A 24,342-nucleotide genomic window follows, 5' to 3' on the forward strand; every position below is an offset into this window, starting at 1 on the left:
TCGCGTCAGCCGGCCAGCAGTGAGGCGAGTCCGCCGACGAGGCCGAAGGAGATGCCGAGCACCCAACCGAGGACGAGGAGTCCGAGGAAGACGATGCCGAGGATGAAGCCCCATTTGCCCATCTCGTTGTCTGCCCGACCGGCGTCCTGAGAACGCTTGCGTGCCATGTGGCCGGTGATGATGCCGATGACGGGGCCGAGGAAGTTGAAGCCGAGGAAGGTCGACAGAGTCGCGACGAGTGAGACGATGCCGAGCACCTTGCCCGGGTCCTCCTCGGTGCGCGGATCGGTGCGCGGAGCATAGGCCATCGGGGGCTGGCCCGGGTAGGTTTGGGGAGCGCCCGGGTAGGTCTGGGACACGCCGGACGGGTTCTGCTGGGAATAGGGCGGCAGTTCCTGTCCTGCGTGTGCAGCGTCCAACTGTCCCGAGTGGGGATCGTCGTGCTGTCCGGGCAGTGGGGTGGGGGCGGCGTTCATGACGTCTGGTCTCCTTCCGAAAGACTGTTGAGACCAGCTTAGGAAGAACACGGTGGCCGCCGATATGGACCAATCCCCCGCCTCGGCGGAGGAAATCCCGACACTCAGCGCAGGTCGCCGCCGCGCGCTTCAGCGCACATCGACGAGGGCCTGGTCTTTTCGCCCGATGAGGTAAAGGAGCAGCTCGAGCGGCGCCCCGGTGATCGTGGAACCGTCCCCCGCCTGCTTCTTCCCAGCGGTGCGAGACCCGAAGCCCGGTGCCGTGATCGTCACGGGGCCCTCGGCTTTGGCGGCGAAAGGCAGGAGCGCGACCCTCGTCTGCGCCCAGACGGTCGCAGTCTCTGCACGGGAGAGCTGTCGCGGCATCCACTCGATGGCGGCACGGCGGATGTCTTCGTGGTGGACGAGGAATTCGGTCGTGTTCATCACGGGCTCGACTCCGGGCAAGGCACCCGGAGTCCACTTCGGCGGGGCCGCGACGAGGCCGAGCAGCTGGGCGAAGGGCGTCTGCGCGTAGTCGGCCTCCTTCGCCTCTCTCCGATCGTCGAATCTCGATAGGAAGATGCCCAGCGCCGCGGACGGGTGGCGTTCGCGGATGACGAGGTGGGTGGCAAGATCCCTGACGGTCCACCCCTCACACAGAGTGGGCGCATCCTCACCCGCACGGCGGGCGGAGTCGACGAGACGCAGGCGTTCGGCGCGGGCCAGATTTTCTCTCATGTCCGCCAGTCTTCCATCCCCGGCTTGGACTCACCTGGAAGCCCACGCGCTGATGAAGTCCGCGACGCGCGAAACCGAGCGGAAGTCCGCGAGTTCATCGCCGCGGGTGGGCCCGTCGGTGACGATGACGACGGGTTTGTCCTCTTTCGCTGCGGAACGAACAACGCGCAGACCCGAGAGCACCGCGAGCGAGGATCCGAGCACGACGATCCCCGACGCCTCATCGCAGATCCGGTTCGCCTCCTGCAGTCGGGCCGGCGGCACCGAGTCACCGAAGTAGACGACATCGGGTTTGAGGATGCCTGCACATTCGGGACAGTCGGCGATGACGAAGCCCGCGGTGTCCTCGAGGTCGACGTCACCGTCGGGGGCGCTCTCGAGATCGTCGGGATCGATCCCGACTTCCTGGGCGAAGCCCGGATTGAGCTCGCTCAGTCTCTGCTGCAGCCAGTCCCGATCGACGAGGTGGCCGTTGTCGAGGCAGATGACCCGATCGAGGCTGCCGTGCAGGTCGATGACGGGGCTCGGCAGCGGCCCGGCTCCCGCAGCGCCGCGTCTGAGTGCGACCGCCTCGGCGGCGGCCTGATGGAGTCCGTCGACGTTCTGGGTGACGATGCCGGCCACGGGAAGACCCGCGAGGGCGAGATGGCCGGCATTGGGCCGGGAACGGCGCATCCGCGGCCAGCCGATCCATGACCGCGCCCAATACCGGGCACGCTGATCGGGGTGGGAGAGGAAGGTCTGGATGGTCATCGGCGATCGCGGCTGCGCGTCCGGCCCGCGGTAGTCCGGGACACCGGAGTCCGTGCTCATTCCCGCTCCCGTGAGCACCGCCCATTCCGACGTGTCGAAACGCGTCGTGAGGACATCGATGATCTCCTCATCGCTGTGGCTGGGCCCCGGACGCGTTCTGTCGCGCAGGGGATCGAAGATGACTGCCATGGTCCCACCTTAGACATCGGGGCTGACTTGCGTCAGTCCCCGGGGCTAGGGTGGAGGCATGGTCAACGTTCTGCTCGTTCATCATTCCCCGTCGACGGCGACGAAGCGGATCGCCGAGGCGGCTCTGGCCGGACTGCGGCTGCCCGAGCTCGGCGACATCGACGTCACCGTCCGACCCGCTCTGGACACCAGTGTCGACGATGTCCTCGCCGCCGATGCCTATGTGCTCGGGACGACCGCGAACTTCGGGTACATCTCGGGTGCGCTCAAGCACTTCTTCGACACCACCTATGACGCGGTGCGGGAGCCGACGGCCGGTCGGCCCTTCTCCTACTGGATCCACGGCGGCTATGACACGACCGGCGCCGAGACCGCGATGAGTCAGATCACCACCGGTCTGGGATGGAAGCTGGCCTTCGACCCCCTCGTCTTCACCGGTGAGGTCAGCGACTCCCACCTCGAGGCGGCCACAGAGCTCGCCGCTACGGTCGCCGCCTCGGCCGGCTGACGTCCGGGCGTCCACCTTCACCTGTCTCAAACTCCTGGGGATTCCTGCATGAAAGTACTTTCCATAATGGAAAGTACTTGTTACACTGAGATGACTTTCAGCCGCATCGCCTCCGCGATGCCCACCCGAAGGAGCAGGCATGGAGACCACCCCCACCCCACAGCAGGCCGACGAACTCCTCGCACAGGTCGACGCTTCGCAGAAGCAGGCCCGAACACATGACTCCTGGCCGCTGGTGACGATGCTCTTCGTCCTCACCGCAGGCATCTCCGTCGGCCTCGTCGCCATCGGCATCATCGACGACGACACGACACAGCTGATCATCTTCGGTGCGGGTCTGGCCTGGCTGGTGCCGGCGATGATCGTCTACCTCGTCAAGGCGCTGAGCTGGAGCCGACGCTCAACCGCTCTGCTGCTGACCTGGCTGCCGCTGACCGTCCTCGTCACCCTGGCCGCGATCATCACCGACTCGATCTCACCGGGGCCCGTGGTCCCGCTGGCGGCTGCCGCCTTCCTGTGGATCGCCTCACCGGTCATCGCGCTCATCGGCCTGCGCCGCTGAGTCCGAGACCCGCGAGACCGCCCGAGACGAAGGACCCGATCATGACCTCGAAGAACAACGCTGCCGACGACACGATCCCCGACCTCGGCGATTCCCTGGCTCGGATCGATCCGGGCCTGGGCAATCCGACCCGACTGGGCATCGTCGCCAGCCTCAAAAACCGCGACCGGGCAGAGTTCCGACTCCTGCGGGATTCGCTCGGCGTCTCGGACTCCGTGCTCTCCCGGCACATCACGGCCCTGGAATCGACCGGCATGGTCGCGGTGAAGAAGGGCTATGTCGGCAAACGCCCCCGGACCTGGGTCTCGATCACCGACGAAGGCACGCGACGCTTGGACGCCCACGTTCAGGCGCTGCGGGAGCTTGCCGGCAGCTGAACCGTCTGCCCAGGTGAGAGACCTCATCGAGCAACTGGGTGTGCCTGAGTGACCGGGCCCGCCCGTATCGATAACATGGGGAGTCGGAGCGATCCGGCTCCCCGATGCAAGGAGGCACGATGAGCACCACCTCGGTCAACAGCGGACTCGAATTCCGTGAGCTCCACGAGATCTCCCATCTCATCCGCTCCGGACGGCTGAGCGCCCGGGAAGCCACCACGGCGATGCTCGACCGCATCGCAGACCTTGATCCGGCGCTGGGATCCTATGTCACCGTGATGGGCGAGACGGCACTCGCCGAGGCGGCCGACCGCGATGACCGCCTCGCCCGGGGCGATTGGCTCGGCCCGCTGCACGGAGTGCCGCTGGCGATCAAGGACCTCGCGTACACCCACGATGCACCGACCGGGGCGGGCACGACCATCCACGCGGACTTCCAACCGGACTGCGACGCCACCGTCGTCGCTCGGCTGAGGGCGGCAGGGGCGATCATCCTCGGCAAGCTGCGCCTGACCGAGGGCGCCTTCACCGGTCACCATCCCGATCTGCCCACGCCGGTCAACCCCTGGGACTCCGAGACTTGGACGGGGGTGTCCTCGAGCGGTTCGGGCGTCGCCACCGCCGCCGGCCTCTGCTTCGGCTCCCTGGGCTCGGACACCGGCGGCTCGATCCGCCTCCCCTCCTCGGCCAACGGCGTCACGGGACTCAAACCCACCTGGGGGCGAGTCTCGCGCCACGGCATCTTCGGCCTCGCCCCGAGCCTCGATCACATCGGGCCGATGACACGCAGCGCCCGGGACGCCGCACTCATCCTCGAAACCATCGCCGGACACGATCCGCACGATCCGACCTCGGCACTGGCTCCGGTGCCCCGCTACAGTCGGCATCTGAGACTCGAGCGAACCCCGGTCGTCGGCTTCGACCGGGAGCTGGCCGCCGAGCACTTCGACGATGCGACGAACGCCATGCTCGAATCGACGATCGAGACGATCACCGGACTGGGCTGGCGCGTTCTCGACGTCCGCACTCCGGGCCTGCCCGAAGCGGCCCAGGAATGGACGGCTCTGTGCGGTGTCGAGACCGCCGGGGTCCACGCCGCGACCTACCCTGCACGTCAGAGCGACTACGGTCCCGACCTGTCCGGGCTCATCGAGATCGGACAGGGACTGACCGCCGTCGACTACCACCGACTGCTCGAGTCCCGCCGCGCATTCACCGGGCGCATGCGCTCCCTCATGGCCGATATCGATCTGCTCCTGCTGCCCGGCATCGGAGTGGCCTCCCCGACGATCGACCAGATGAGCTCTCTCGCGACCGGCCCCGAGCTGTTTGCTGCCGTGACGGTTCCCACGGCGCCGATCGACAGCTGCGGACTGCCGTCGATCACCCTGCCCGCGGGCTTCACCGACCGCGGCACCCCGGTGGCCGCACAGTTCGTCGCCGGGGACTTCGACGAGCAGCTGCTCCTCGCCGCCGGCCACACCCTGCAGCAGGTCACCGATTTCCACCGTGAGCATCCGGACCTCGTCGCGCACTGATGCCGCAGTATCCTTGATCCGTGCCCACGATCAAGCCCTGCTCCCCGACGGCTCGACCGTCCTCGTCCGTCGTGGAGCGTCGTCTTCCCCGCTACGCGGCCGGCCAGCTCCCGATGCCGACGAGGATCCTCGGCTCGCGGGAGGCCATGGACGAGGAGACGTACTGGGCCGAGCACTCGCACCCCACGCATGAGCTGCTGTGGCGCGATTCCGGGGTCGGCACCGTCACAGTCGGCTCCCGAACGTGGACGATCACCGCACCCCTGGGAATGTGGATCCCCGCAGGCGTCGCCCACTCCGGCTGGACCCCGGCCGGTGTCGTCCTCCGCGCGGCCCATTTCAGTGTCGACGGCCCCCGCGTCAGTGACACCCCGACGGCGATCGCCGTCACCGATCTCCTCCGCCTTCTGCTCGATCGACTGCTCGATCTCGAGGTCAGCAGCGAGTCCTATGCCCTGACCGAGGCGATGATCCTCGACGTCATGGCACCGACCGGTCATGAGCTGCTCGTCCACCAGCCGAGCAGCTCACTGCTGAGACCCATCGTCGACGCGGTCCTCGACGATCCGAGCGATCCGACGAGTCTGCAGGAGTGGTCCCGGAGGCTGGGCGTGAGCTCCCGGACCATCACTCGCGCTTTCGCTGCCGAGACCGGCTTGGGTTTCAACCGGTGGATCACGACCGCTCGGATCCAACATGCGGTCACCCTCATGGGCGCCGGCCATGAGATCGAGACCGCCGCCCTCGACGTCGGCTACTCGTCCGCGAACGCCTTCACCACCGCGTTCAAGCGGATCACCGGCACCACTCCGGGTCTCTTCGGCCGCTGAGATCGCCGCCGGGGCCGACCGCTCAGCTGGGCCGGGTCGGGCAATCTCCTGTCCGTTCCGCGAAATCATGTGTCCGAATATCCTGATTGCGCCCGGCCGCCTCCTCGGATACTATGGTTAGGCACACCTAAGCTACCGGTCCTTGCGACGCATGCTCCGGGCCCCTGAACTCATCCGATCCGGGAGCCTCGACCCGCGGGCAAGCACTGCCGAAAGGAAACGATGTCCCGTCCACACCGTGCGCTGGTTCTCACCGCAGCCGCCTCCGCCGTGTTCATGCTCGCCGCATGCTCACCGTCCGACTCCTCCAACGAAGCCGACGGCGGTGACAGCTCGTGGCAGCCGGTGACCATCGAGCATGCTCTCGGAACGACGAAGATCGCGGAGAAGCCCGAGCGGGTCGCCACCGTCAATTGGGCCAATCACGAGGTTCCTCTGGCCCTCGGCGTCGTCCCTGTCGGCATGGCGCGGGCGGACTTCGGCGATGACGACGGCAACGGGGTCCTCCCCTGGGTCGAGGACAGGCTCGAGGAACTCGACGCCGAGACCCCGACTCTCTTCGACGAGACCGACGGCGTCGATTTCGAAGCCGTCGCCGACACAGAGCCGGACGTCATCCTCGCCGGCTACTCCGGTCTGTCTCAGGAAGACTACGACACGCTGTCGGAGATCGCTCCAGTCGTCGCCTACCCCGACACGGCCTGGGGCACCCCGTGGCGGGAGATGATCGAGATCAACAGCGAAGCCATCGGCATGAAGGCTGAAGGTGAACAGCTGGTCGAGGATCTCGAATCCGAGATCGACTCTGCCGTGGACGAGCACCCGGCGATCAAGGACAAATCGACGATGTTCCTCACCCACGTCGATCCCTCCGATCTGTCCGAGGTCAACTTCTACACCACGCACGACACCCGTCCGATGTTCTTCGAGGACCTGGGTATGAAGGCCCCGGCCAGCATCGAGAAGGCATCGGACGACACCGATCAGTTCTCCTCATCGGTCAGCGCCGAACAGGCCGATGTCTTCGACGATGTCGACATCATCGTCACCTACGGCGACGACGAGCTCGTCAAGACCCTCGAAGGCGACAAGCTGCTCTCACAGATGACGGCGGTGAAGAACGACGCCATCGTCAACCTGCCCAGCGATGACCCCCTGGGCACCGCGGCGAATCCGACTCCGCTGTCGATCTCCTTCGTCCTCGACGACTACCTCGACGCCCTCGACGGGGCCGCCTCGGCCGAGAAGTAGGACCCGCTCATCGCGATGACCGCACTCACCACCATCGAGTCGACCGCCGCCCGGCTGCGGCGGTCGACTCGCGTCCGCCTGCTGTGGATGCTCGCCGCGCTCACCCTCGTCGTCGTCCTCGGCATCGCCTCGACGATGATCGGCTCCCGCGGCGTCGACCTCGCCGATGTCATCGCCGCCTACGGCGGCTCGGCCACCGGCTTCGACCAGGCGGCCGTGGCCAAACGCATCCCACGTACCCTGCTCGCCGTCTGCGTCGGCGCCGCCCTCGGCGTCTCGGGCGCAGTGATGCAGGGGGTGACCCGCAACCCGCTGGCCGATCCCGGGATCCTCGGCGTCAACACCGGAGCCTCCCTGGCCGTGGTCATCGGCATCGCCTACTTCGGACTGGCCAGCGCCACCCAGTACATCTGGTTCGCCATCATCGGCGCGGCCATCACCGCGGTATTCGTCTACACGATCGGGTCCTTGGGCAGGCAGGGAGCGACCCCGCTCAAGCTGGCCCTGGCCGGGGCCGCCACCGCAGCGGCCCTGACCTCCTTCATCAGCGCCGTCGTTCTGCCCCGCGGTGACATCTCCGACCTCGCCCGCGACTGGCAGATCGGCGGGGTCGGCGGAGTGACGATGAGTGCGGTCATCCTCGTCGGACCGTTCCTCCTCGCCGGGTTCCTCATCTGCATCTATTCGGCCCCCGGGCTCAACGCCCTGGCCCTCGGCGACGAACTCGCCGCCGGACTCGGCCAACACGTCGGCCTGACCCGGCTCGTCTCCGCGGCCGGCGCCGTCGTCCTCTGCGGCGGCGCGACCGCGGTGGCCGGACCGATCGGCTTCCTCGGACTCGTCATCCCCCATGCCTGTCGTCTGCTCATCGGCGTCGACCATCGGTGGCTGATCCCGTTCTCTGCAGTCACCGGTGCGGGACTGCTGACGGCATCGGATATCCTCGGGCGCATCATCGCCCGCCCCGCCGAACTCGACGTCGGCATCCTCACCGCCCTCATCGGCGCCCCCTTCTTCATCGCCATCGTCCGTCGGCAGAAGGTCAGGTCCCTGTGAGTCTGACCCAGCGCAGTTCCACCGCCGAGGCGGTCGCCGGCCTGCGCAGATCGCGCGCAAGGCGATACACGACCATCGTCTCCGTGCTCGCCGCGCTCGTCGTGGTCGTCTTCCTCACCAGCCTCATGGTCGGTCAGACGTTCTACTCGCCGGCCGAGGTCATCGGCGTGATCAGAGGCGAGCAGGTGCCGGGAGCCTCCTTCACGGTCGGTCGGCTGCGCCTGCCCCGGGCGGTGCTCGCCGCACTGGTCGGTCTGAGCTTCGGGCTCGGCGGGGTCACCTTCCAGACCATGCTGCGCAATCCCTTGGCCAGTCCCGACATCATCGGCATCAGTTCTGGTGCCTCGGCGGCCGCCGTGTTCGCGATCATCACCCTGGGTCTGGGGCGCACGGGAGTCTCGGTCGTCGCCATCACCGCCGGTCTCGCCGTGGCGCTGCTCATCTATCTGCTCGCCTATAAGAACGGAGCGGCCGGGATCCGGCTCATCCTCGTCGGCATCGGGATCGCCTCGATGCTCGATGCCCTCATCAACTGGGAGCTGACACGAGCCGCGCAATGGGACCTGCAGGAGGCCCTGCGCTGGCTGGCCGGCAGCCTCAACGGCGCCGCTTGGGACTCGGCGGTGCCCGTCCTCATCGCCTTCATCGCGCTCGCCCCGATCCTGCTCAGTCAGGCGAAGAACCTGTCGATCACTCAGCTCGGCGACGAGGCCGCAGAGGCCCTGGGCGTCCGGGTGGCCCGCACCCGGCCGCTCGTCATCGTCACCGCAGTCGGCCTCATCGCCTTCGCCACCGCCGCGGCCGGGCCGGTGGCGTTCGTGGCGTTCCTGTCCGGGCCGATCGCCGCCCGCCTCATCGGTCCGGGCTCGTCCCCGCTTCTGCCGGCCGGGCTCGTCGGGGCTCTGCTCGTGCTCGTCGCCGATCTTGTCGGCCAGTTCGCCCTCGGCACCCGCTACCCGGTGGGAGTGATCACCGGCATCCTCGGTGCGCCCTACCTCATCTACCTCATCATCAGGATCAACCGTTCGGGAGGCTCCCTGTGACCACGGACCACTCACTGACCGCGAAGGACCTCCACCTGTCCTACGGCGATGCCGAGGTCATCGCGGGACTGAATCTGGATCTTCAGGCCGGATGCATCACCGCCATCGTCGGGGCCAACGCCTGCGGAAAGTCGACCCTGCTCAAATCGATGTCGAGGCTGTTGGCACCGAGGTCGGGCGCCGTCGTCCTCGACGGCAGGAAGGTGCACTCGATGCCGGCCAAACGACTCGCCCGCATCCTCGGTCTGCTCCCCCAGACGCCGATCGCCCCCGAAGGCATCACCGTCGCCGACCTCGTCGGTCGGGGACGCCACCCCCACCAGGGGGCCTTCTCCCGCTGGAGCGCCGAGGACGACCTCGCCGTTGCAGACGCCCTGGACACCACGGGCACGGCTGTGCTCGCCGATCGTCCCGTCGACGAGCTCTCGGGCGGTCAGCGGCAGCGGGTGTGGATCGCCATGGCTCTGGCGCAGCAGACGGACATCCTCCTCCTCGACGAACCGACGACCTTCCTCGACGTCAATCATCAGGTGGAGGTCCTCGATCTGCTCACCGAGCTCAATCAGCGCTCCGGAGTCACGATCGTCATGGTCCTCCATGATCTCAACCTCGCCGCCCGCTACTGCGACCGGCTCGTCATGCTCGCCGATGGGAACATCCATGCCTCCGGCACACCGGCCGAGGTGCTCACCGAGGCCAATGTCGAGCGTGTCTTCGGTCTGCCCAATCAGATCATCGTCGATCCGGTGTCCGGTCAGCCGCTCATGGTGCCGATCGGGCGGCATCGCACTCTCGGCTGAGAGCCGGCCGGATCACGCTTCGGTCCGACGACGCTTGGCCACGGCCGGCAGCTTGGTGAGGTTCTCCTCGTGGTCGTCGCCGAGGATGATGCTTCAGTCGTCGTCATCGACAGATGGTGCGAGAATCGCCGACCCGGCCGATCGGCGTTCGCTGCCGAAGCCGACGAGAACGACGATCATACCGACGATGACGCCGATGACGGTCTCAACGGCCCGCGAGGTCAGCAGCTCGACCACCGGCTGCGGGTGTCCGATCTGCGTCATCATCAGGGCCAGCGGAGTGATGAAGAACAGTGCCACGGAGTAGTTGCGCAGAACGAAGACCTCGGCGAGGAACTGGAGCACGATGACCCAGACGACGAGCTGCCAGGCTTCGACGGGGAAGGACAGCAGGAAGGCGGTGACGATCACTCCGCCGAGGGTCCCGACCACACGATGCAGACCCCGCTTGAGGCGGGCGGAGCGCCTCGGCGGTGCGACCGGTGCCACCGCGGCGACCATCGCCCAATAGCTGTGGGACAGCAGCGGCAGCACATCGATGAGCAGGGTGCCCAGAATGCCGGCGATCAAGGGGGCGATGGTGAAGCGGATGGCATGGGCCAGCAGGTCCCGTTTGCCCACGGGTGACAGTCCCACCCGGACGTAGGTCTCCTTGTCTCGGGGCATCCGCTCACCGACACGGTGGGCCAGGGCACCGAGGCCGATGCACACCAGCGCCGAGGCGGCTGCGACGGGCACGGCCACCTGGACGGGTGCCCCGTCGGGAATCGAGCCCACGGCCCCGGTGGCGAAGATGAAGAAGATCGACCCGCCGGGTTTGAGGCGGAAGCGCACGGCCATGACCGCGCCGATCCCCGAGACCAGGGCGGTGACGACGATGAGCACCCAGATGCTGGTCTGTGCCGTGCCCAACAGGGCTCCGATGCCGACGCAGGAGACGAGCACACCGGCCGCGATCGACTGCCGCCTGATCCGCGAGCGCGGGGATTCGAACCGGGCGTAGATGCCGGTGAATGCGCCGAAGGCGGCGTAGATGGCCAGATCGAGGCGGTCGACGCCGAGCAGCACGAGCAGCGGAATCGCCACTCCCAAAGCGATCCGGAACGCGGGGATGTGATCGCGTTCGGCCGGTGAGATGCGGAAGAACTCCTGGACGTGGCTCAAACGGGGCCGGCCTCCTTCGACTGCGAGGTGTGATCGTGTCGATCGTAACCGAGGTCCCGGCGGCGCTCGTGCCGGCAGCGCTTGAGAGTGACGAAGCTCGCGTCGGCTCAGCGTGCGTCGTGAAGCCGAGCCGAACATCGCAGCAGATGGTCCCGTTCAGCGGAGCTGCCGGCCCGGTCGGCGGCTCGGACGTAGAGCTCAGCAGCCCGACGGAGATCACCGGAGCGTTCGCGCAGATGCGCTTCGACGGCCTGGCGGCGGGGAAGATCCTCGTCGAGTTCACGCAGCAGGGCCAGTCCCGCAGCGGGGCCGCGGGCCTCACCCACCGCGACAGCCCGGTTGAGGCGGACGATCGGAGTGTCGGTCAGTTCGAGGAGTTCGTCGTACCAATCGACGATCTGCCCCCAATCGGTGTCCTCGACCCGCTGCGCATCCGCGTGCAGGGCTGCGATCGCGGCCTGCACCTGGAATTCGCCGAGCTGGTCGCGAGCCAACGCAGCGCCCAGGAGCATGATGCCTTCGCCGATGAGGTCCGTGTCCCACAGTGATCGGTCCTGCTCGGCCAGCGCGATGAGTCTGCCCTCGGCATCGAACCGGGAGGCGCGTCGGGCATGGTGCAGCAGCATGAGAGCCAGCAGACCGGACGCCTCGGGATGGTGTGTCATCGTCAACAGGGTTCGGGTGAGGCGGATGGCCTCGGAAGCGAGATCGATATCGCCGGAGTGGCCCTCGTTGAACACGAGGTAGAGGACGCGGAGGACCGACGACAGATCGCCGGGTCGGTCGAGTCCGCGGTCGGCGATGATGCGCTTGGCGCGGCTGATCCGCTGCGCCATCGTCGCCTCGGGAACCAGATAGGCCGCGGCGATCTGCCGCGTCGTCAGTCCGCCCACAGCGCGGAGGGTCACTGCGACGGCGGAGGCGGGAGACAGGTCCGGGTGAGAGCAGAGAAAGTAGAGCGCCAGAGTGTCATCAGCGCTGGTCACATGCTCAGACGGGCCAGACACTCGAGCCGGTTGCTCGACGACGAACCGCTGCTCGCGCCGCGTGCGCGCCGTCTCGGAGCGCACAGCGTCAAGGAACTTCCGCCAGGCCACGGTCACAAGCCACCCGCGCCGGTCGCGGGGAGGATCGTCCGGCCATGCGGACAATGCTTGAAGCAGCGCTCCTCGGCGGCCGGGAAATCTGCTCCCCGGCCGCGGAGGATGCCGATCACTGCGGGGACGAGCTCTCGCAGCCCCTCCTCGTCGAAGGCTCCCGCGGCGGTCATGGGGTCATTCCGTCACGGTCGGCGACTGTCCGAGGAAGGGCCGGAGTTCGAGCCACTCCCGGATCGGTTCGCCGCCGAGCCCCGGCGCGGCCGAGAGCTCACCGGCCAGTTCGACGGCGCGGTCCCAGCCGTCGACGTCGATGACCATCCAACCGGCGATGAGGTCCTTGGTCTCGGGGAACGGCCCGTCGGTGACCGGTGGCCGGCCCTCTCCCCCGGAGCGGACGAAGGTCCCCTCGGGTGACAGCGCCTGGGAGTCGACGAATTCTCCGGAGTCCCTGAGCCGCTGCGCGAAGTCGTTCATATACGCCACGTGCGCGTCGATCTCCGCCGGACTCCACTGATCCATGGGGGTGTAGTCCATGTATTCGCTCGGCATCCGGTAGTGCTTGAGCATGAGGTACTTGGCCATTGTGTCTCCTTCTCCGGTGTCGCTTGCACGGGCTGTGCTCGCTGACATGACTGGGAAGCAGCCGGACGAGGGTTTTCGACATCGGCTGCGAAGAATCTCTCACCGTGTCGGAATCCCACTCCAGAATAGGCCGATGTGTCCGACCTGGAACATGCGTCACCGGATGCGAACACGAACCGTCCCCTGACCGCCGACCCGCGCTGAGAGGCTTGTCATGTACGCAGCACCGACACCTCTTCACCACGAGTCCAGGAGCCGACATGAAGACCCAGACACTCCTCAAGACCATCACCGTCGCCGGAGCCCTCGCAGCGACCCTGTCGCTCTCGGCCTGCGATATGCACATCTCGTTCGGGCCCGAAGGTCAGGGCCAGGAACAGCAGGGCCAGCCCGCACAGTCCGAGGACGCGCAGAACCCCGAGACGGACACCACCCAGGCCGCCGAGGAACCGACTTCGGAGTCTCACTCCTCGTCCACCTCGACGTCTGACTCCGCTGCCGACGGGTCGACCTCGAACGGGACATCATCGAGCGGATCGGCTGCGAATGGAACCACGAGCAGCAGCGGATCCACGGATTCGAGCAGCTCATCCTCGGCGAGTGATTCCTCCACCTCGAGCGGATCGTCGTCCTCGGGCGGCAGCGCCGCGGGCGAGGACTACCAGGGTCCGCGGATCGGTGAAGAGGGAGTCGAACTCGACCTGGACGGCAATGGCAGGATCCCCGCGGATGCGCTCGAGAAGGACATCAAGCACGCCTACGCCGAGCAGGGCACCACGGTCGACACGGTCGACTGCTACGCGGACCTGCGGATCACCGCCCGCCGAGGCTCGCAGAACTGCACCGTCACGGCAGCCGGCAAGAACCACTACGGCACGGTGAAGATCACCTCGGCGTCGCAGTCCGGCATCGGCTACAGCCTCGAGTTCCCGAATATCTGAGCCTCCCCGAACCGCTCCCCTCGAGCGTCCCGCGATCCGCTCGTTTCGAGCACCTCGCATCCCCACCGCACTCCCCTGGCCGGCCCGGTCCGGGGAGTGCGGTCATTCCTGAGATGGAACAAGTTCGCCTCCTTCATCGTTATCCCTGCTGTGGGCGTCGGCACTGGCCGGGATCCGCGCACCGATTCGTCAACCGCACCGATTCGTCAACCGATCAGGAGCAAAGCATGACAAGACGGGTCCAATACACCTCCAACGGCGGCATCGATCAGCTTCACCTCGCCGAGGTGGCCACCCCCGAGGTCGGCCGCGGACACGTCCTCGTCTCCGTCCTCTACACCGGACTCAACCCACTGGACTGGAAGATGCTCCAGGGCGGTCGCTTCGGCACCGTCGAGGGCAGCTCGGGCAACGGCGTCGACTTCTCCGGTGTCGTCGCCGAGGTCGGCTCCGGCGTCGAGGACTTCGCGCCCGGCGACCTCGTCTACGGCGGGCTGCCGAAGCAGGCACAGACCGGGCAGCTGCTCATCGAGGATCCCGCAGACCGTCTCGATCGGGTCCCGCGCGGCCTCGGGATCGACACTGCCGGCGGTCTCTACATCACGGGGCGCACCGCGATGTCCGGGATCCGCGACCTGGGCCTCAACGAGGGCGACACGCTCTTCGTCTCCGGGGCCTCCGGCGGCGTCGGCATCATCGTCGCCCAGCTCGCCCGCAACCTCGGCGCGCGCGTCATCGGCAGCGCCAGTCAGGGCAATCACGCCCTTCTGCGCAGCCTCGGCGTCGAACCCGTGACCTACGGAGAGGGCATGTGGGACAACGTCCGCACACTCGCTCCGAACGAAATCCAGGCCGCGTATTCGACCCAGGGCGAGGACGAGATCGACGGCCTGCTCGACGCCGGCGTCCCGGCCGAGCGCATCGTCTCGATCGGTGCCGGTCCCACCGTCGCGGAGACGTACGGGGTGAACATCGCTGGTGAGGCCACGGCTCGCCGAGACGACATGGTCTGGCTCGGTGAGGCGATCGCCTACGGCCATATCCACGTGCCCATCGACCGAGTCTTCGACGTCGATGAGGTCCAGGACGCCTACCGGCACCTGCTCACCGCCCACCCGGCCGGCAAGGTCCTGCTGCGCTTCCCCGCGAAGCCGCTGACCGATGAGCAGCGGGCCCACCTCCGCTGAGTCGCCGGGCATCGCTCGCACCACCGACCAGCACGACAACCACGACGACAATCATCCCAACAGACAGAATCCACAACAGTTAAGGAGCACCATCATGGCCATCTCCGACAAGAAGATCGCATTCCTGCTGACCCGCGGCGTCGAGCAGGTCGAACTGACCAGCCCTCGCACGGCCCTCGACGACGCCGGAGCGACGACGTCCATCGTCTCTCCCTCCGAGGCAACGCTGCAGGCGATGGAAGGCGATTGGGAGCATGCACAGACCTTCGACGTCGACGTTCCGGTCGCCGAGGCCGCTGTCGAGGACTTCGACGCGCTCGTGCTGCCCGGCGGAACCCTCAACGCCGACGCCCTGCGCCTGAACGAGGACGCCGTCGCTCTGGTCAAGGCGTTCTTCGCCGCCGACAAACCGGTGGCCGCGATCTGCCACGCACCATGGATCCTCGCCGAGGCGGGGGTGGCCGAAGGGCGGAAGCTCACCTCCTTCATCTCGACGAAGACGGACCTCATCAACGCCGGTGCACAGTGGGAGGACTCCGAGGTCGTCGTCGACGGCAATCTCATCACTTCCCGCAACCCCGGTGATCTCGAGGCCTTCAACGCCGCGATCGCCGAGAAGTTGAGCTGATTGCGTCAGCACCGCACGGTGCAGCACTGACCACCGCGGCGAGCCGCTGAGCACGCCGGACCCACGGGAGGCTCCCGGACGATCCGTCCGGGAGCCTCCCGTCTGTCGTCGACAGTGCAGCATCATATGCTGGCCGGAGACACCAGCGCGGCATGAATCGGAACCGCGCCCGCTCGGACGAAGGAGAGCACAGCTATGCCGGAAGGCCACGTGATCCACAATCTGGCCAGCGACCTCGTCGATCTCTTCTCCGGCCATCGCCTCTCCTCGTCCACTCCGCAGGGACGCTTCACCGGTGCCCATCTGCTCGATGGCGATGCGCTCGAGAGTGCCGACGCCTGGGGGAAGCATCTCTTCATCGGGTTCGCCTCCACCGACGCCCGGGTCCACATCCACCTCGGAATCTACGGCACGATGCGGCTGCTGACCGGCGAGCCCGAGGTCGTCGGACAGGTCAGGTGGAGGATCACCGACGGAGTGAACACGGCCGATCTGCGCGGGCCGAACACCTGTGCGCTGCTCGACCCTCCCGAGGTCGCTGCCGTCATCGACCGACTCGGGCCCGACCCACTGCGCGCCGATGCCGATCCCCAGAGATTCATCGACAGAGTGCTCAGGTCACGCTCGACCGTGGCCACTCTGCTCATGGACCAGTCCGTGATCGCGGGAACGGGGAACATCTTCCGCGCCGAGGTGCTGTTCCGCCTCGGCATCGATCCGCTCACTCCGGGCAAATCGCTCGGACGTGAGCGTGCGGAAGCGATCTGGCACGACACCGTCGAACTCATGGAGATCGGTCGTCGGCGCGGTCGCATCGACACCGTCCGACCCGAACATGAGCCGGAGGCGATGGGCAGGCCTCCGCGCGAGGACGACCACGGCGGTGAGGTGTATGTCTACCGGCGTCAGAATCAGCCCTGCTGGATCTGCGGCAGCCCGATACTCACGACCACGATCGCCGGCCGGAACCTGTTCTGGTGCCCGGTGTGCCAGGCAGCCTGACCCTGCCCTGGGCGGCCGAAGCCGGACCGGCCGACATGCGAGCCGGCAGTCTCTGCAACGCAGAAGTCCCGGACCGTCGTGTCGACGATCCGGGACTTCTCTGGCGGAGGATAGGGGATTCGAACCCCTGAGGGCGTTAACCCAACCCGCGTTCCAGGCGAGCGCCATAGGCCACTAGGCGAATCCTCCGCGAGCCAGCTTATCCGAGTCGTGACGACAATGCGAAATCGCAGTGGCCGAGTGTGAACCATCCCACGTCCTGCGGGTGAAGAACCCTGCCCACGGCAGGTCCCGCTGCCTCGCGAGCTTCTGGCCCCGCCCACTCGTTTTGTGTGCCGAGGTCGCTCTCGACTAGACTGGTCGCTGGCTCCCCGTGCGGCGTCATCTTGTGAACTCCCCCAGGGCCGGAAGGCAGCAAGGGTAAGCGAGCTCTGGCGGGTGCACGGGGAGTCCTTTTTGCCTGAAGATCACAATTTCACAACTCCCCTTTTCCCCCGTCGGCCCAGGTCAGTCCCGCCGACAATGCCCCGCGGTCGCCTATTTCCAGGGTTGAGAAGCGCTTTCGTTAATACTTTCGTGATTTCACTTCATTACCATTGTTCGCAGCTCTCATCCCTGTGTTCGAACGAGGTTCCCTGTTGCCCAAGAAGATCCAAGGGGCTATTGCCGCCTTTTCGGTGCTTGCCCTGCTCACGGCGTGCACGCCGTCGAGCTCCGACCCCGACGCGACCCGCGAAGATGCGAAGACCGCCGAGGCAGCCGCCGATCCCGTCTTCCGCGTCGGTGCCATCACGAACGACTCGGCCGAGACCGCCGCCGAGGCGGCCCCGTCTTCCCCGCCCACCGATGATGCGACATCCACCGCGGCCCCGAGCGCATCAGCACCGGCAGCCATCCCGACCGGCGACGCTTTCGGAGAGGTCGTCGAATCCGGTGACGAGCTCGATCTCGAGGCCGGGCAGCGCATCGGCATCGCCGTCGAGAACGCCACCCTCACCGACGTCTCCGTCACCGAGCAGGAGCACCCCCGCATCACCGCCGACCCGGGCACCTTCTTCGACGTCTCCGGCACCGCCCTCGACACCGATGACGATGCGCAGGCGGGCTCTTCGACCCCGACGTCCACGTCTTCCGAACCGAGCGACAGCTCCTCATCCGAGGCCGCCTCGGGCGAGACCAAAGACAAGGACGGCGCCGAGGCGGTCACCGCCCCTGCAGAGTCCGCCGCCTGGATCTCCCGCTATGATCTCGTCGCCGACAGCGAGTACACCGTGGAGGCCACCGCCACCACACCAGACGGGGACGAAGCCGAGCTCAAGACCACGGTGGCCGTCGGTGCCACCACCGCCGCGCCGATGTCGGTGCGCACGACGCTCGCCGACGATCAGACGGTCGGCGTCGCCGCCCCCATCATCCTCAGCTTCGGCTCCACCGTGTCCGAAGACTTCCGCGACGATGTGGAACGCAGACTCTCGGTGAAGGTCACCGACAAGGACGGCAAGGAGCGCAAGGTCGAAGGGTCCTGGGGATGGCTGTACGACGATCCGCAGTCCCGACTGCACTTCCGCCCGAAGGAGTTCTGGCCCGCCCATTCGAAGGTCTCCGTCGACGTGCCGCTGAAGAATGTGCCCACGGGCGAGAACAGCGTGGGGCAGAACGACCTCACCCTCGATTTCGAGATCGGCCGCAAACAGGTCGTCGAGGCAAGCGCGAAGACCCACCGCATGGTCGTCACCCGTGACGGCAAAGAGGTGATGGACTTCCCCGCGTCCCTCGGCGCCCCGAAATCTCCGTCGTACAACGGCACCCACGTGGTGATGTCGAAGGCCGCCGACTACACGATGAAGTCAGAGCAGTGGGACTATGAGACCGATGTGCAGTGGGCCGTGCGCATCCACAACAACGGCGAATTCATCCATGCCGCCCCCTGGTCGACCGGCGTCCAAGGTTCGCAGAACGTCTCCCACGGCTGCATCAACCTCTCGACCCAACGGGCGAAGCAGTACTTCGATTCGGCGATCTTCGGCGACCCCGTCGAGATCACCGGCTCCCACGTGAGCCTGTCGACTCAGGACAGCGACATCTCCGACTGGGTCTACAGCTGGAAAGACTGGCAGAAGCTGAGCGCGCTCGACTGAGCACGCCCAGCTTCCCGGCCGGCCCCCTGTTCTACTTGTCGAGCTTCTTCACTGCCTTGTCGATCATCGGCACGTAGCGCTCGAGAGTCCACGGGACGGTGAGCGGGTTGATGATCGAGGACCCGGTGACGAAGGCCTGGTCCTCTGATGCCACGACGGCGCCGGATTTGACGGCGGGAATGTTTGCGTACAGTCCCTGGGACTCCACTTCCTTCTTGTTCTTCGCATCGGAGTAGAACGTGAAGATGAGGTCCGAGTCGTTGAGCTTGTCGGCATTCTCCAGACCGATGAGTGCCGAGTCCGTGCCCGGTTCGTCGTAGTCCTTCTTCAGCTCGTCGATGACCGGGTCCGGGGTCAATCCGAGCGCGGAGACCATCGCCACGCGCTGCTCGGAGGGATAGAAGACACCGAGTGTGCCGGGCCCCGAGTTGTAGACGTAGGAGAACGTGAGGTCCTTGTACTCGTCCCGCTTGGCCTCTTTCAGCTGGGTTTTGATGTCGTCGACGAGGCCCTCGGACTCCTCTTCCTGACCGAGCGCTTTCCCGATCGTCGTGATCTGCTCATCCCATTCAATCGTCCACGGCTGCTTCGGGTAGGCCACGGTCGGGGCGATGTCATCGAGCTGCTTGTACTGCTCAGCGGTCACACCCGACCAGGGGGCGAGGATGACATCGGGTTCGAGTTCGGCGATGGCCTCGACGTCGAGTTCCGTGTCGCCCTGGAACTGCTTGGGCAGCTCCTCTCCTTTTTCCTTCACGGCTTCATAGATCCACGGCATGTACCCCGTGTCGTCGCTGCCCCAGGCATATTCCTCCATACCGACCGGAGTCTTGCCCAACGCGATCGCGGTCTCCGTCGATCCCTGGCCGAGGGTGACGACGCGTTCGGGCTCGGACTCGATGACCGCCTCCCCCAGCGCGTGCTTGATCGTCACGGTCTCGAAATCGGCAGATCCGGATTCCTCCGCGGACTGCGATCCCTGTCCGCAGGCGGTGGCGGTGAGCGAGAGCGCAACGAGCGCTCCGGCGATGACGGCCCGGCGGCTGTGAGGAACTGACATTCCTGTCCTTTCGACAGTGGTCGGAGCCTGATGCGACTCCTCGACATTAACGTAGGACAGCCTAACTTAACTGGCTGCCGATTCCGCAATGCCTGTGAGTCACTTCACGTCGAAGTTCCTTCTCTGCTGAGAGCAGAAGCTCTCGCCGAGGCGGCCCTGCAGATCGTAGGCTCACCACATGACCCACATGCTCCCGCACAGTCCGACCCCGCCGCTGCTGTGGCGTGAGGCGCTCGGCCGCGCACTCCGACTGCGCCGCACCGACATGGGTCTCACCCTGGCACAGGTCTCTGAACGGTCCGGGGTCTCGACCCAGTTCCTCTCCGAGATCGAACGCGGACTCAAGGACCCGTCGTCGGAGGTCATCGAGGCCGTCGCAGCGGTCCTCGGATTGCAGCTGCCGCAGATCCTCGTGCTCGCGGCTGTCGGCATGACCTCCGGAGTCTCCGCGACCACGCTCCTCTCCGCCGCCGATATGACGCGAGCCGCACCCTCGCCGCCGGCGGCGGGTCAGGTGCGGCTCGCTCTGGCCGCCTGAACGACTCAGCCGTTGCCGGCCTCGAGCCGATTCGCCCGCAGCACCTCGAGGCGGGCGCGGTATTCGGCTTCCTCGATGTCACCTTCGGCGAAACGCTGCGCCAGGGTCGCCTCGGCGCTCCTCGTCCCCTCTCGTGCCGCATACGCCCACGGCGGTCCCCCGGCCTGCCGCCACCGGCGTCGGTTGAGGGTGATGATGTCGAGGAGGACAAGTCCTGCCAGTGCGGCCGCGCGCGGTCCCGGCCGCCTCGCCGCGAAGAAGATCGCAGGTGAGACGACCGCAGTGCCGATGCGTACGATCATTGCACCCGACGCCGTCGTCATCCTCGGGGAGTACTTCCGACCACCTCGGCGGGAGCAGGGAGTCAGAGGATGACGTCGACGAGTCCGAAGTCCCGTGCCGCCTGGGCGTCGAGGACGAGGTCGCGATCGAAGTCACGGTGGATCTGCTCCGGGGTCCGCCCTGTGCTGCCGGCGAGCATCTCTTCGACTTCTCGGCGCTGTCGGACGATCTCGTCTGCGGCGACGATGAGGTCGGGAATCGTGCCCCGTGCACCTTCGGCATGCGGCTGACGCAGCACTGCGCGGGCATGTGCGAGCATCGCCCGCTGACCGGGCTCTCCTGCGGCCAGGAGCACTGCCGCATCCGCGACCGCCTGCCCGACGCAGGTGGTGGCCACGGGCGCGCCGATGTGGTGCATGGCGTCGAAGATCGCAGTCATCGCGGTCAGTGACCCGCCCGGGGAGTTGATGTACATGCTGATCGGCAGATCCCGGCTGCCCGAATCGAGGTGGAGCAGCTGCGCAATGATCGTGTTCGCCACTCCGTCGTCGATGGGCACGCCGAGGTAGACGATGCGGTTTCCGAGCAGATGCGAGTAGACGTCGACGATCTTCTCGCTGCCCCCGGAGCGGTCGACGACATTGGGAATCGTGTACTGGCTCATCGCCCTCCTCCGATCTGGGCATGCAGGTCGGCCGGGGAAGTGAGGACCCGGTCGATGAGTCCGTACTCGATCGCCTCCTCGGCGGTGAACCACCGGTCCCGCAGTGAATCTTCGAAGATGCGTTCGTGCGTCTTCCCGGTCGCCTCGGCGATCCGTTGCAGGACGGAGTCCCGGACCTCTCGGAGGTCGTCGCCTTGGAGTTCGATGTCGGCGGCGGCTCCGCCGATCCCACCCGAGCCTTGGTGGAGGAGGATACGAGCGTGAGGCAGGGCGAGACGTTTCCCTGTCGTGCCCATGCTGAGCACGAACTGCCCCGCCGAGGCGGCCCACCCGAAGGCGATCGTGACCACATCATTGGGCAGGGCGGCGATGGTGTCGGCGATCGCATGCATCATCGGCACGGATCCGCCCGGAGAATTGATCCACAGGTGGATATCGGAACGCGGATCCTCGGCGGAGAGGAGGACGAGGCGGGAGATGATCTCCATTCCGCTCTCGTCGCGCAGCTCTCCGTTGAAGACGACGGATCGGTAGGCGTAGAGCATGCGCTGGGATTCGGGGATCGTGGTCGTCGGCGGAGACTCGTCGGCGTCGGAGAACATCGGTGGGCTGGTTGCGGATCGTGTGTGCATGCCTCAACTGTGCGACCTGGCGACGGCGTAGCGGGCACAAATCCGCTGGAAGCGGGACGGTGCCGCTGTGAGCGGACGAACACCGGCAGCTGAGGCTCCGGCGACCCTTGACTCTTCGACCGGGCTCGGACATAGGATCGGCCGCATGAGTACACAGCGAGATCGGGCCGGCCGCCTCCTCGATGGGCACGGTCGCACCTTCGCCGCGGAGGCCTCGATCACTCTCCGGGACAAGCCGGCCCCGCTGTGGCAGCTGCTCGTCCTCAGCCTGCTCCTGTCGACGCGCATCAGCTCTGGCATCGCCCTCGCGAGCGCGCGCGAACTGTTCTCGGCGAAGTGGAGAACTCCGCAGAGCCTGCACGCGAGCACGTGGCAACAGCGAGTCGATGCGCTCGGGCGCGGCGGTTATCGGCGGTACGACGAGAGCACCGCCACCCGTCTGTCCGAGGCCGCCGGTCTGCTCATCGACCGCTGGGACGGGGACCTGCGGAAGCTGCGCGATGAGGCCGAGGGGCAGCCTCGCCGGATTGCGAAGCTCCTGCAGGAATTCACCGGGATCGGTCCGACCGGGGCGTCCATCTTCCTCCGAGAGGTCCAGCAGGTCTGGCCCTCGGTCAGGCCCGCCTTCGACCCGCTCGTCCGCAAGGGCGCGAAGACGGCCGGTCTGCCTGAGCAGGACGAGAAGCTGGCCGCATTGGTCGACGAAGAGGACCTCGCCGGGTTCGCGGCCGCGCTCGTGCGTCTCGCCCGAGATCCGGACCTCGCCGCCGACGCGCAGGACTGAGACCGCCACGCGGGCTCGCGTGCTAGCATCGACGCACAGGAAAGGGGACGAGATGATGGCGAATATGTGGCTGACTCTGCAGCTGCTCGTCGTCGTGCTGTCTTCCGATCTCGACTCGGTCGTTCCCCAATCCCCCATTCATCTCATCGTTCTGGCTCTCCTCGGCGCGGCCCTGCTGACGCCGATCGCTGCCTGGGCGAGCATCGCTCTGCTGCGCGTGCTGTCGCTGTCGACGCGTCCACCGTCGCTGCCGGACATGCGCAGCAGTGTGCGCGAGTTCCGGATGCCCGAAGAACCCGGCACTCCGGGTACGGCTTTGGCCAGAGCACCGACCGGCGTCGTTCACGCCATCGCCTGAACGACGCTTCCCCCGCGCTGTCGCACGGGACCCGGGTGCCGTTTCGCACGGGGCCAGGGTGTCGTTTCGCACGGGACCCGGGTGCCCTTCGCACGGAACCCGCGTGCCGCCTCGGCGCGGGGAATCTCCCCGACCGACGGTGCATCCGTCCGCGAAGTGTCCTCCTGCCTCGTCACGGTGATGGCCTCATTCGGCCCAACTCACCCGCGCCGCAGTGCGCCCAGTCCCTAGGACACAGCCCAGATGAATATCTATGAATTCCTCCCCATCCGCCTGCTCGTCGAAGCCGCATACACCGTGGTCACCGGCATCAGCTCCTTCCTCGAACCCTTAGCCGGCGGCTTCAGCGCAGCACTGGCCGTCATCGTGCTCACCCTTCTGGTGCGGGCGGTGCTCATCCCCGTCGGAGTCTCCCAGGTCAAAGCCGGGATCACCCGCAAACGGCTCGCACCGAAGATCAGCGAGCTCCAGACGAAGTACAAGAAGCAGCCCGAGCTCAAGCAGCAGAAGCTCATGGAGCTGTACAAGGAGGAGAACGCCTCCCCCTTCGCCGGGTGCCTGCCGGTGCTCGCACAGATGCCCGTGCTCATGGCCGTCTACGGACTATTCATCAACGCGACGATCGGCGGGCACACCAATGAGCTGCTCGGACACACGTTCCTCGGACTGCCCCTGAGCACGAGCTTCGTCAAGCTGCTCGGCGCCGGAGACCTGACCGGTTCGGCGATCACCGTCTACCTCATCCTCGTCGTGCTCATCGGCGTCGTCGCCGGCTTCTCCCGCCACCTGCTCACCCCCGCCGCCCCGGAGACTCCCGCAGCTCCCCCGGCCCGATCAGGCCACGAGTCCCCGGCGATGCCGGACCTGTCGGGAGTGATGAAGACCCTGAGCTTCATGCCCTTCATCACCGCAGTGATCGCGCTCTTCGTCCCCTTGGCTGCCGCTCTCTACCTGGCGACGACGACCACGTGGACGCTGTGCGAACGACTCGTCCTCAACCGTCTCCTCGGCGCAAACGAGGAACAGCCGGTGAAGAGCTGAGAACGTACGTCGGGCTCAGCGGTGCGGTGCAGCGCTTCGTGCTGCACCGCGCATTATGCGGCGCAGTGATTCGCGCGGCAGACGAAGAGCCCGGGGTGAAGGACCTGCGATCCTCCTACCTCGGGCTCTTCGGTTCGA

Annotated in this window: 29 protein-coding genes, 1 tRNA gene and 1 other RNA gene; 19 read left to right on the top strand and 12 right to left on the bottom strand. The window is 66.8% G+C overall.

What is annotated here, in order from left to right:
• Nucleotides 1–5 precede the first annotated feature (5 nt).
• The 3 genes from EB836_RS01285 to EB836_RS01295 form a co-directional block, all read right to left on the bottom strand.
• Nucleotides 6–476: a DUF4190 domain-containing protein gene (locus tag EB836_RS01285; RefSeq protein WP_135537302.1), complete on the bottom strand. Its 471-nt coding sequence runs from the start codon at nucleotides 474–476 to the stop codon at nucleotides 6–8.
• A 129-nt stretch (nucleotides 477–605) separates the two neighbouring features.
• Nucleotides 606–1,196 (bottom strand): TIGR03085 family metal-binding protein, encoded by a 591-nt coding sequence (locus tag EB836_RS01290; RefSeq protein ID WP_135537303.1) that lies wholly within the window; start codon nucleotides 1,194–1,196, stop codon nucleotides 606–608.
• A gap of 30 nt (nucleotides 1,197–1,226) precedes the next feature.
• The gene (locus tag EB836_RS01295) at nucleotides 1,227–2,138 is read right to left on the bottom strand and encodes a Sir2 family NAD-dependent protein deacetylase (RefSeq protein WP_135537304.1); all 912 of its coding nucleotides are present in this window, start codon (nucleotides 2,136–2,138) and stop codon (nucleotides 1,227–1,229) included.
• 58 nt (nucleotides 2,139–2,196) lie between these two features.
• Between EB836_RS01295 and EB836_RS01300 the strand changes: the two genes are divergently transcribed.
• The 9 genes from EB836_RS01300 to EB836_RS01340 all read left to right on the top strand — a co-directional run bounded on the left by EB836_RS01300 (nucleotide 2,197) and on the right by EB836_RS01340 (nucleotide 10,103).
• Nucleotides 2,197–2,646 carry an NAD(P)H-dependent oxidoreductase gene (locus EB836_RS01300; protein WP_135537305.1) on the top strand — a complete coding sequence of 150 codons (450 nt, stop codon included), beginning with the start codon at nucleotides 2,197–2,199 and terminating at the stop codon, nucleotides 2,644–2,646.
• A 139-nt stretch (nucleotides 2,647–2,785) separates the two neighbouring features.
• Nucleotides 2,786–3,208 carry a hypothetical protein gene (locus EB836_RS01305; RefSeq protein ID WP_135537306.1) on the top strand — a complete coding sequence of 141 codons (423 nt, stop codon included), beginning with the start codon at nucleotides 2,786–2,788 and terminating at the stop codon, nucleotides 3,206–3,208.
• A 41-nt stretch (nucleotides 3,209–3,249) separates the two neighbouring features.
• On the top strand, nucleotides 3,250–3,585 hold the full coding sequence (locus tag EB836_RS01310) for a transcriptional regulator (protein WP_135537307.1): 336 nt from the start codon (nucleotides 3,250–3,252) through the stop codon (nucleotides 3,583–3,585).
• A 119-nt stretch (nucleotides 3,586–3,704) separates the two neighbouring features.
• Complete coding sequence (locus EB836_RS01315) at nucleotides 3,705–5,123, top strand: amidase (RefSeq protein WP_240688842.1); 1,419 nt, start codon at nucleotides 3,705–3,707, stop codon at nucleotides 5,121–5,123.
• 20 nt (nucleotides 5,124–5,143) lie between these two features.
• Nucleotides 5,144–5,953, top strand: coding sequence for an AraC family transcriptional regulator (locus EB836_RS01320; RefSeq protein WP_205683265.1), 810 nt, complete (start codon nucleotides 5,144–5,146; stop codon nucleotides 5,951–5,953).
• 222 nt (nucleotides 5,954–6,175) lie between these two features.
• On the top strand, nucleotides 6,176–7,204 hold the full coding sequence (locus EB836_RS01325; RefSeq protein ID WP_135537309.1) for an iron-siderophore ABC transporter substrate-binding protein: 1,029 nt from the start codon (nucleotides 6,176–6,178) through the stop codon (nucleotides 7,202–7,204).
• 15 nt (nucleotides 7,205–7,219) lie between these two features.
• Nucleotides 7,220–8,260: an iron ABC transporter permease gene (locus EB836_RS01330; protein ID WP_135537310.1), complete on the top strand. Its 1,041-nt coding sequence runs from the start codon at nucleotides 7,220–7,222 to the stop codon at nucleotides 8,258–8,260.
• The gene (locus EB836_RS01335) at nucleotides 8,257–9,303 is read left to right on the top strand and encodes an iron chelate uptake ABC transporter family permease subunit (protein WP_135537311.1); all 1,047 of its coding nucleotides are present in this window, start codon (nucleotides 8,257–8,259) and stop codon (nucleotides 9,301–9,303) included. Before EB836_RS01330 ends, EB836_RS01335 begins: the two co-directional genes overlap by 4 nt.
• Nucleotides 9,300–10,103, top strand: a complete 804-nt coding sequence (locus EB836_RS01340) for an ABC transporter ATP-binding protein (protein ID WP_135537312.1) — start codon at nucleotides 9,300–9,302, stop codon at nucleotides 10,101–10,103. The genes EB836_RS01335 and EB836_RS01340 overlap by 4 nt, the downstream gene beginning before the upstream one ends.
• Before the next feature lie 93 nt (nucleotides 10,104–10,196).
• Here the strand turns inward: EB836_RS01340 and EB836_RS01345 are convergent, their stop codons facing one another.
• The 4 genes from EB836_RS01345 to EB836_RS01355 form a co-directional block, all read right to left on the bottom strand.
• Nucleotides 10,197–11,267 carry an FUSC family protein gene (locus tag EB836_RS01345; RefSeq protein ID WP_240689529.1) on the bottom strand — a complete coding sequence of 357 codons (1,071 nt, stop codon included), beginning with the start codon at nucleotides 11,265–11,267 and terminating at the stop codon, nucleotides 10,197–10,199.
• A 107-nt stretch (nucleotides 11,268–11,374) separates the two neighbouring features.
• The gene (locus tag EB836_RS01350) at nucleotides 11,375–12,253 is read right to left on the bottom strand and encodes a DUF6596 domain-containing protein (RefSeq protein ID WP_346763065.1); all 879 of its coding nucleotides are present in this window, start codon (nucleotides 12,251–12,253) and stop codon (nucleotides 11,375–11,377) included.
• A gap of 113 nt (nucleotides 12,254–12,366) precedes the next feature.
• Nucleotides 12,367–12,537 (bottom strand): hypothetical protein, encoded by a 171-nt coding sequence (locus EB836_RS18675; protein WP_346763066.1) that lies wholly within the window; start codon nucleotides 12,535–12,537, stop codon nucleotides 12,367–12,369.
• Nucleotides 12,538–12,541: 4 nt separating this feature from the next.
• Nucleotides 12,542–12,949 carry a YciI family protein gene (locus EB836_RS01355; protein ID WP_135537314.1) on the bottom strand — a complete coding sequence of 136 codons (408 nt, stop codon included), beginning with the start codon at nucleotides 12,947–12,949 and terminating at the stop codon, nucleotides 12,542–12,544.
• A 260-nt stretch (nucleotides 12,950–13,209) separates the two neighbouring features.
• On the opposite strand from EB836_RS01355, the gene EB836_RS01360 reads away from it, so the two are divergent.
• The 4 genes from EB836_RS01360 to EB836_RS01375 all read left to right on the top strand — a co-directional run bounded on the left by EB836_RS01360 (nucleotide 13,210) and on the right by EB836_RS01375 (nucleotide 16,707).
• Nucleotides 13,210–13,890, top strand: coding sequence for a hypothetical protein (locus tag EB836_RS01360; RefSeq protein ID WP_135537315.1), 681 nt, complete (start codon nucleotides 13,210–13,212; stop codon nucleotides 13,888–13,890).
• A 227-nt stretch (nucleotides 13,891–14,117) separates the two neighbouring features.
• A complete protein-coding gene (locus EB836_RS01365) occupies nucleotides 14,118–15,077 on the top strand; it encodes an NADP-dependent oxidoreductase (protein ID WP_167854310.1) in 960 nt (319 codons plus the stop codon).
• A gap of 94 nt (nucleotides 15,078–15,171) precedes the next feature.
• Nucleotides 15,172–15,705 carry a type 1 glutamine amidotransferase domain-containing protein gene (locus tag EB836_RS01370; RefSeq protein ID WP_135537317.1) on the top strand — a complete coding sequence of 178 codons (534 nt, stop codon included), beginning with the start codon at nucleotides 15,172–15,174 and terminating at the stop codon, nucleotides 15,703–15,705.
• 195 nt (nucleotides 15,706–15,900) lie between these two features.
• Nucleotides 15,901–16,707, top strand: coding sequence for a DNA-formamidopyrimidine glycosylase family protein (locus EB836_RS01375; RefSeq protein ID WP_135537318.1), 807 nt, complete (start codon nucleotides 15,901–15,903; stop codon nucleotides 16,705–16,707).
• Between the two features lie 101 nt (nucleotides 16,708–16,808).
• Here EB836_RS01375 and EB836_RS01380 read toward each other — a convergent pair.
• Nucleotides 16,809–16,896 (bottom strand) — tRNA-Ser (locus tag EB836_RS01380).
• A 173-nt stretch (nucleotides 16,897–17,069) separates the two neighbouring features.
• On the opposite strand from EB836_RS01380, the gene ffs reads away from it, so the two are divergent.
• Nucleotides 17,070–17,165, top strand: an RNA gene (gene ffs / locus EB836_RS01385) — signal recognition particle sRNA small type.
• A gap of 180 nt (nucleotides 17,166–17,345) precedes the next feature.
• The gene (locus tag EB836_RS01390) at nucleotides 17,346–18,845 is read left to right on the top strand and encodes an Ig-like domain-containing protein (RefSeq protein WP_240689530.1); all 1,500 of its coding nucleotides are present in this window, start codon (nucleotides 17,346–17,348) and stop codon (nucleotides 18,843–18,845) included.
• A 31-nt stretch (nucleotides 18,846–18,876) separates the two neighbouring features.
• Here EB836_RS01390 and EB836_RS01395 read toward each other — a convergent pair whose 3' ends face one another.
• Nucleotides 18,877–19,905, bottom strand: a complete 1,029-nt coding sequence (locus EB836_RS01395) for an iron-siderophore ABC transporter substrate-binding protein (RefSeq protein WP_135537319.1) — start codon at nucleotides 19,903–19,905, stop codon at nucleotides 18,877–18,879.
• A 178-nt stretch (nucleotides 19,906–20,083) separates the two neighbouring features.
• Here EB836_RS01395 and EB836_RS01400 point away from each other — a divergent pair, with 178 nt between their 5' ends.
• Nucleotides 20,084–20,443 carry a helix-turn-helix transcriptional regulator gene (locus EB836_RS01400; RefSeq protein ID WP_167854311.1) on the top strand — a complete coding sequence of 120 codons (360 nt, stop codon included), beginning with the start codon at nucleotides 20,084–20,086 and terminating at the stop codon, nucleotides 20,441–20,443.
• 5 nt (nucleotides 20,444–20,448) lie between these two features.
• On the opposite strand, the gene EB836_RS01405 is transcribed toward EB836_RS01400, so the two are convergent.
• The 3 genes from EB836_RS01405 to EB836_RS01415 all read right to left on the bottom strand — a co-directional run bounded on the left by EB836_RS01405 (nucleotide 20,449) and on the right by EB836_RS01415 (nucleotide 22,021).
• A complete protein-coding gene (locus EB836_RS01405; protein WP_135537320.1) occupies nucleotides 20,449–20,745 on the bottom strand; it encodes a hypothetical protein in 297 nt (98 codons plus the stop codon).
• 62 nt (nucleotides 20,746–20,807) lie between these two features.
• Nucleotides 20,808–21,389 carry an ATP-dependent Clp protease proteolytic subunit gene (locus EB836_RS01410; RefSeq protein ID WP_135537321.1) on the bottom strand — a complete coding sequence of 194 codons (582 nt, stop codon included), beginning with the start codon at nucleotides 21,387–21,389 and terminating at the stop codon, nucleotides 20,808–20,810.
• Complete coding sequence (locus EB836_RS01415; RefSeq protein ID WP_205683266.1) at nucleotides 21,386–22,021, bottom strand: ATP-dependent Clp protease proteolytic subunit; 636 nt, start codon at nucleotides 22,019–22,021, stop codon at nucleotides 21,386–21,388. The genes EB836_RS01410 and EB836_RS01415 overlap by 4 nt, the downstream gene beginning before the upstream one ends.
• A gap of 145 nt (nucleotides 22,022–22,166) precedes the next feature.
• Here EB836_RS01415 and EB836_RS01420 point away from each other — a divergent pair, with 145 nt between their 5' ends.
• The 3 genes from EB836_RS01420 to EB836_RS01430 all read left to right on the top strand — a co-directional run bounded on the left by EB836_RS01420 (nucleotide 22,167) and on the right by EB836_RS01430 (nucleotide 24,204).
• Nucleotides 22,167–22,805: an endonuclease gene (locus EB836_RS01420; protein WP_135537322.1), complete on the top strand. Its 639-nt coding sequence runs from the start codon at nucleotides 22,167–22,169 to the stop codon at nucleotides 22,803–22,805.
• Nucleotides 22,806–22,857: 52 nt separating this feature from the next.
• On the top strand, nucleotides 22,858–23,163 hold the full coding sequence (locus tag EB836_RS01425; protein WP_135537323.1) for a hypothetical protein: 306 nt from the start codon (nucleotides 22,858–22,860) through the stop codon (nucleotides 23,161–23,163).
• 243 nt (nucleotides 23,164–23,406) lie between these two features.
• The gene (locus EB836_RS01430; protein ID WP_135537324.1) at nucleotides 23,407–24,204 is read left to right on the top strand and encodes a YidC/Oxa1 family membrane protein insertase; all 798 of its coding nucleotides are present in this window, start codon (nucleotides 23,407–23,409) and stop codon (nucleotides 24,202–24,204) included.
• Nucleotides 24,205–24,342 lie beyond the last annotated feature (138 nt).

The organism is Brevibacterium sp. S111 (genome assembly GCF_004745075.1).
Taxonomy (GTDB): Bacteria; Actinomycetota; Actinomycetes; order Actinomycetales; family Brevibacteriaceae; genus Brevibacterium.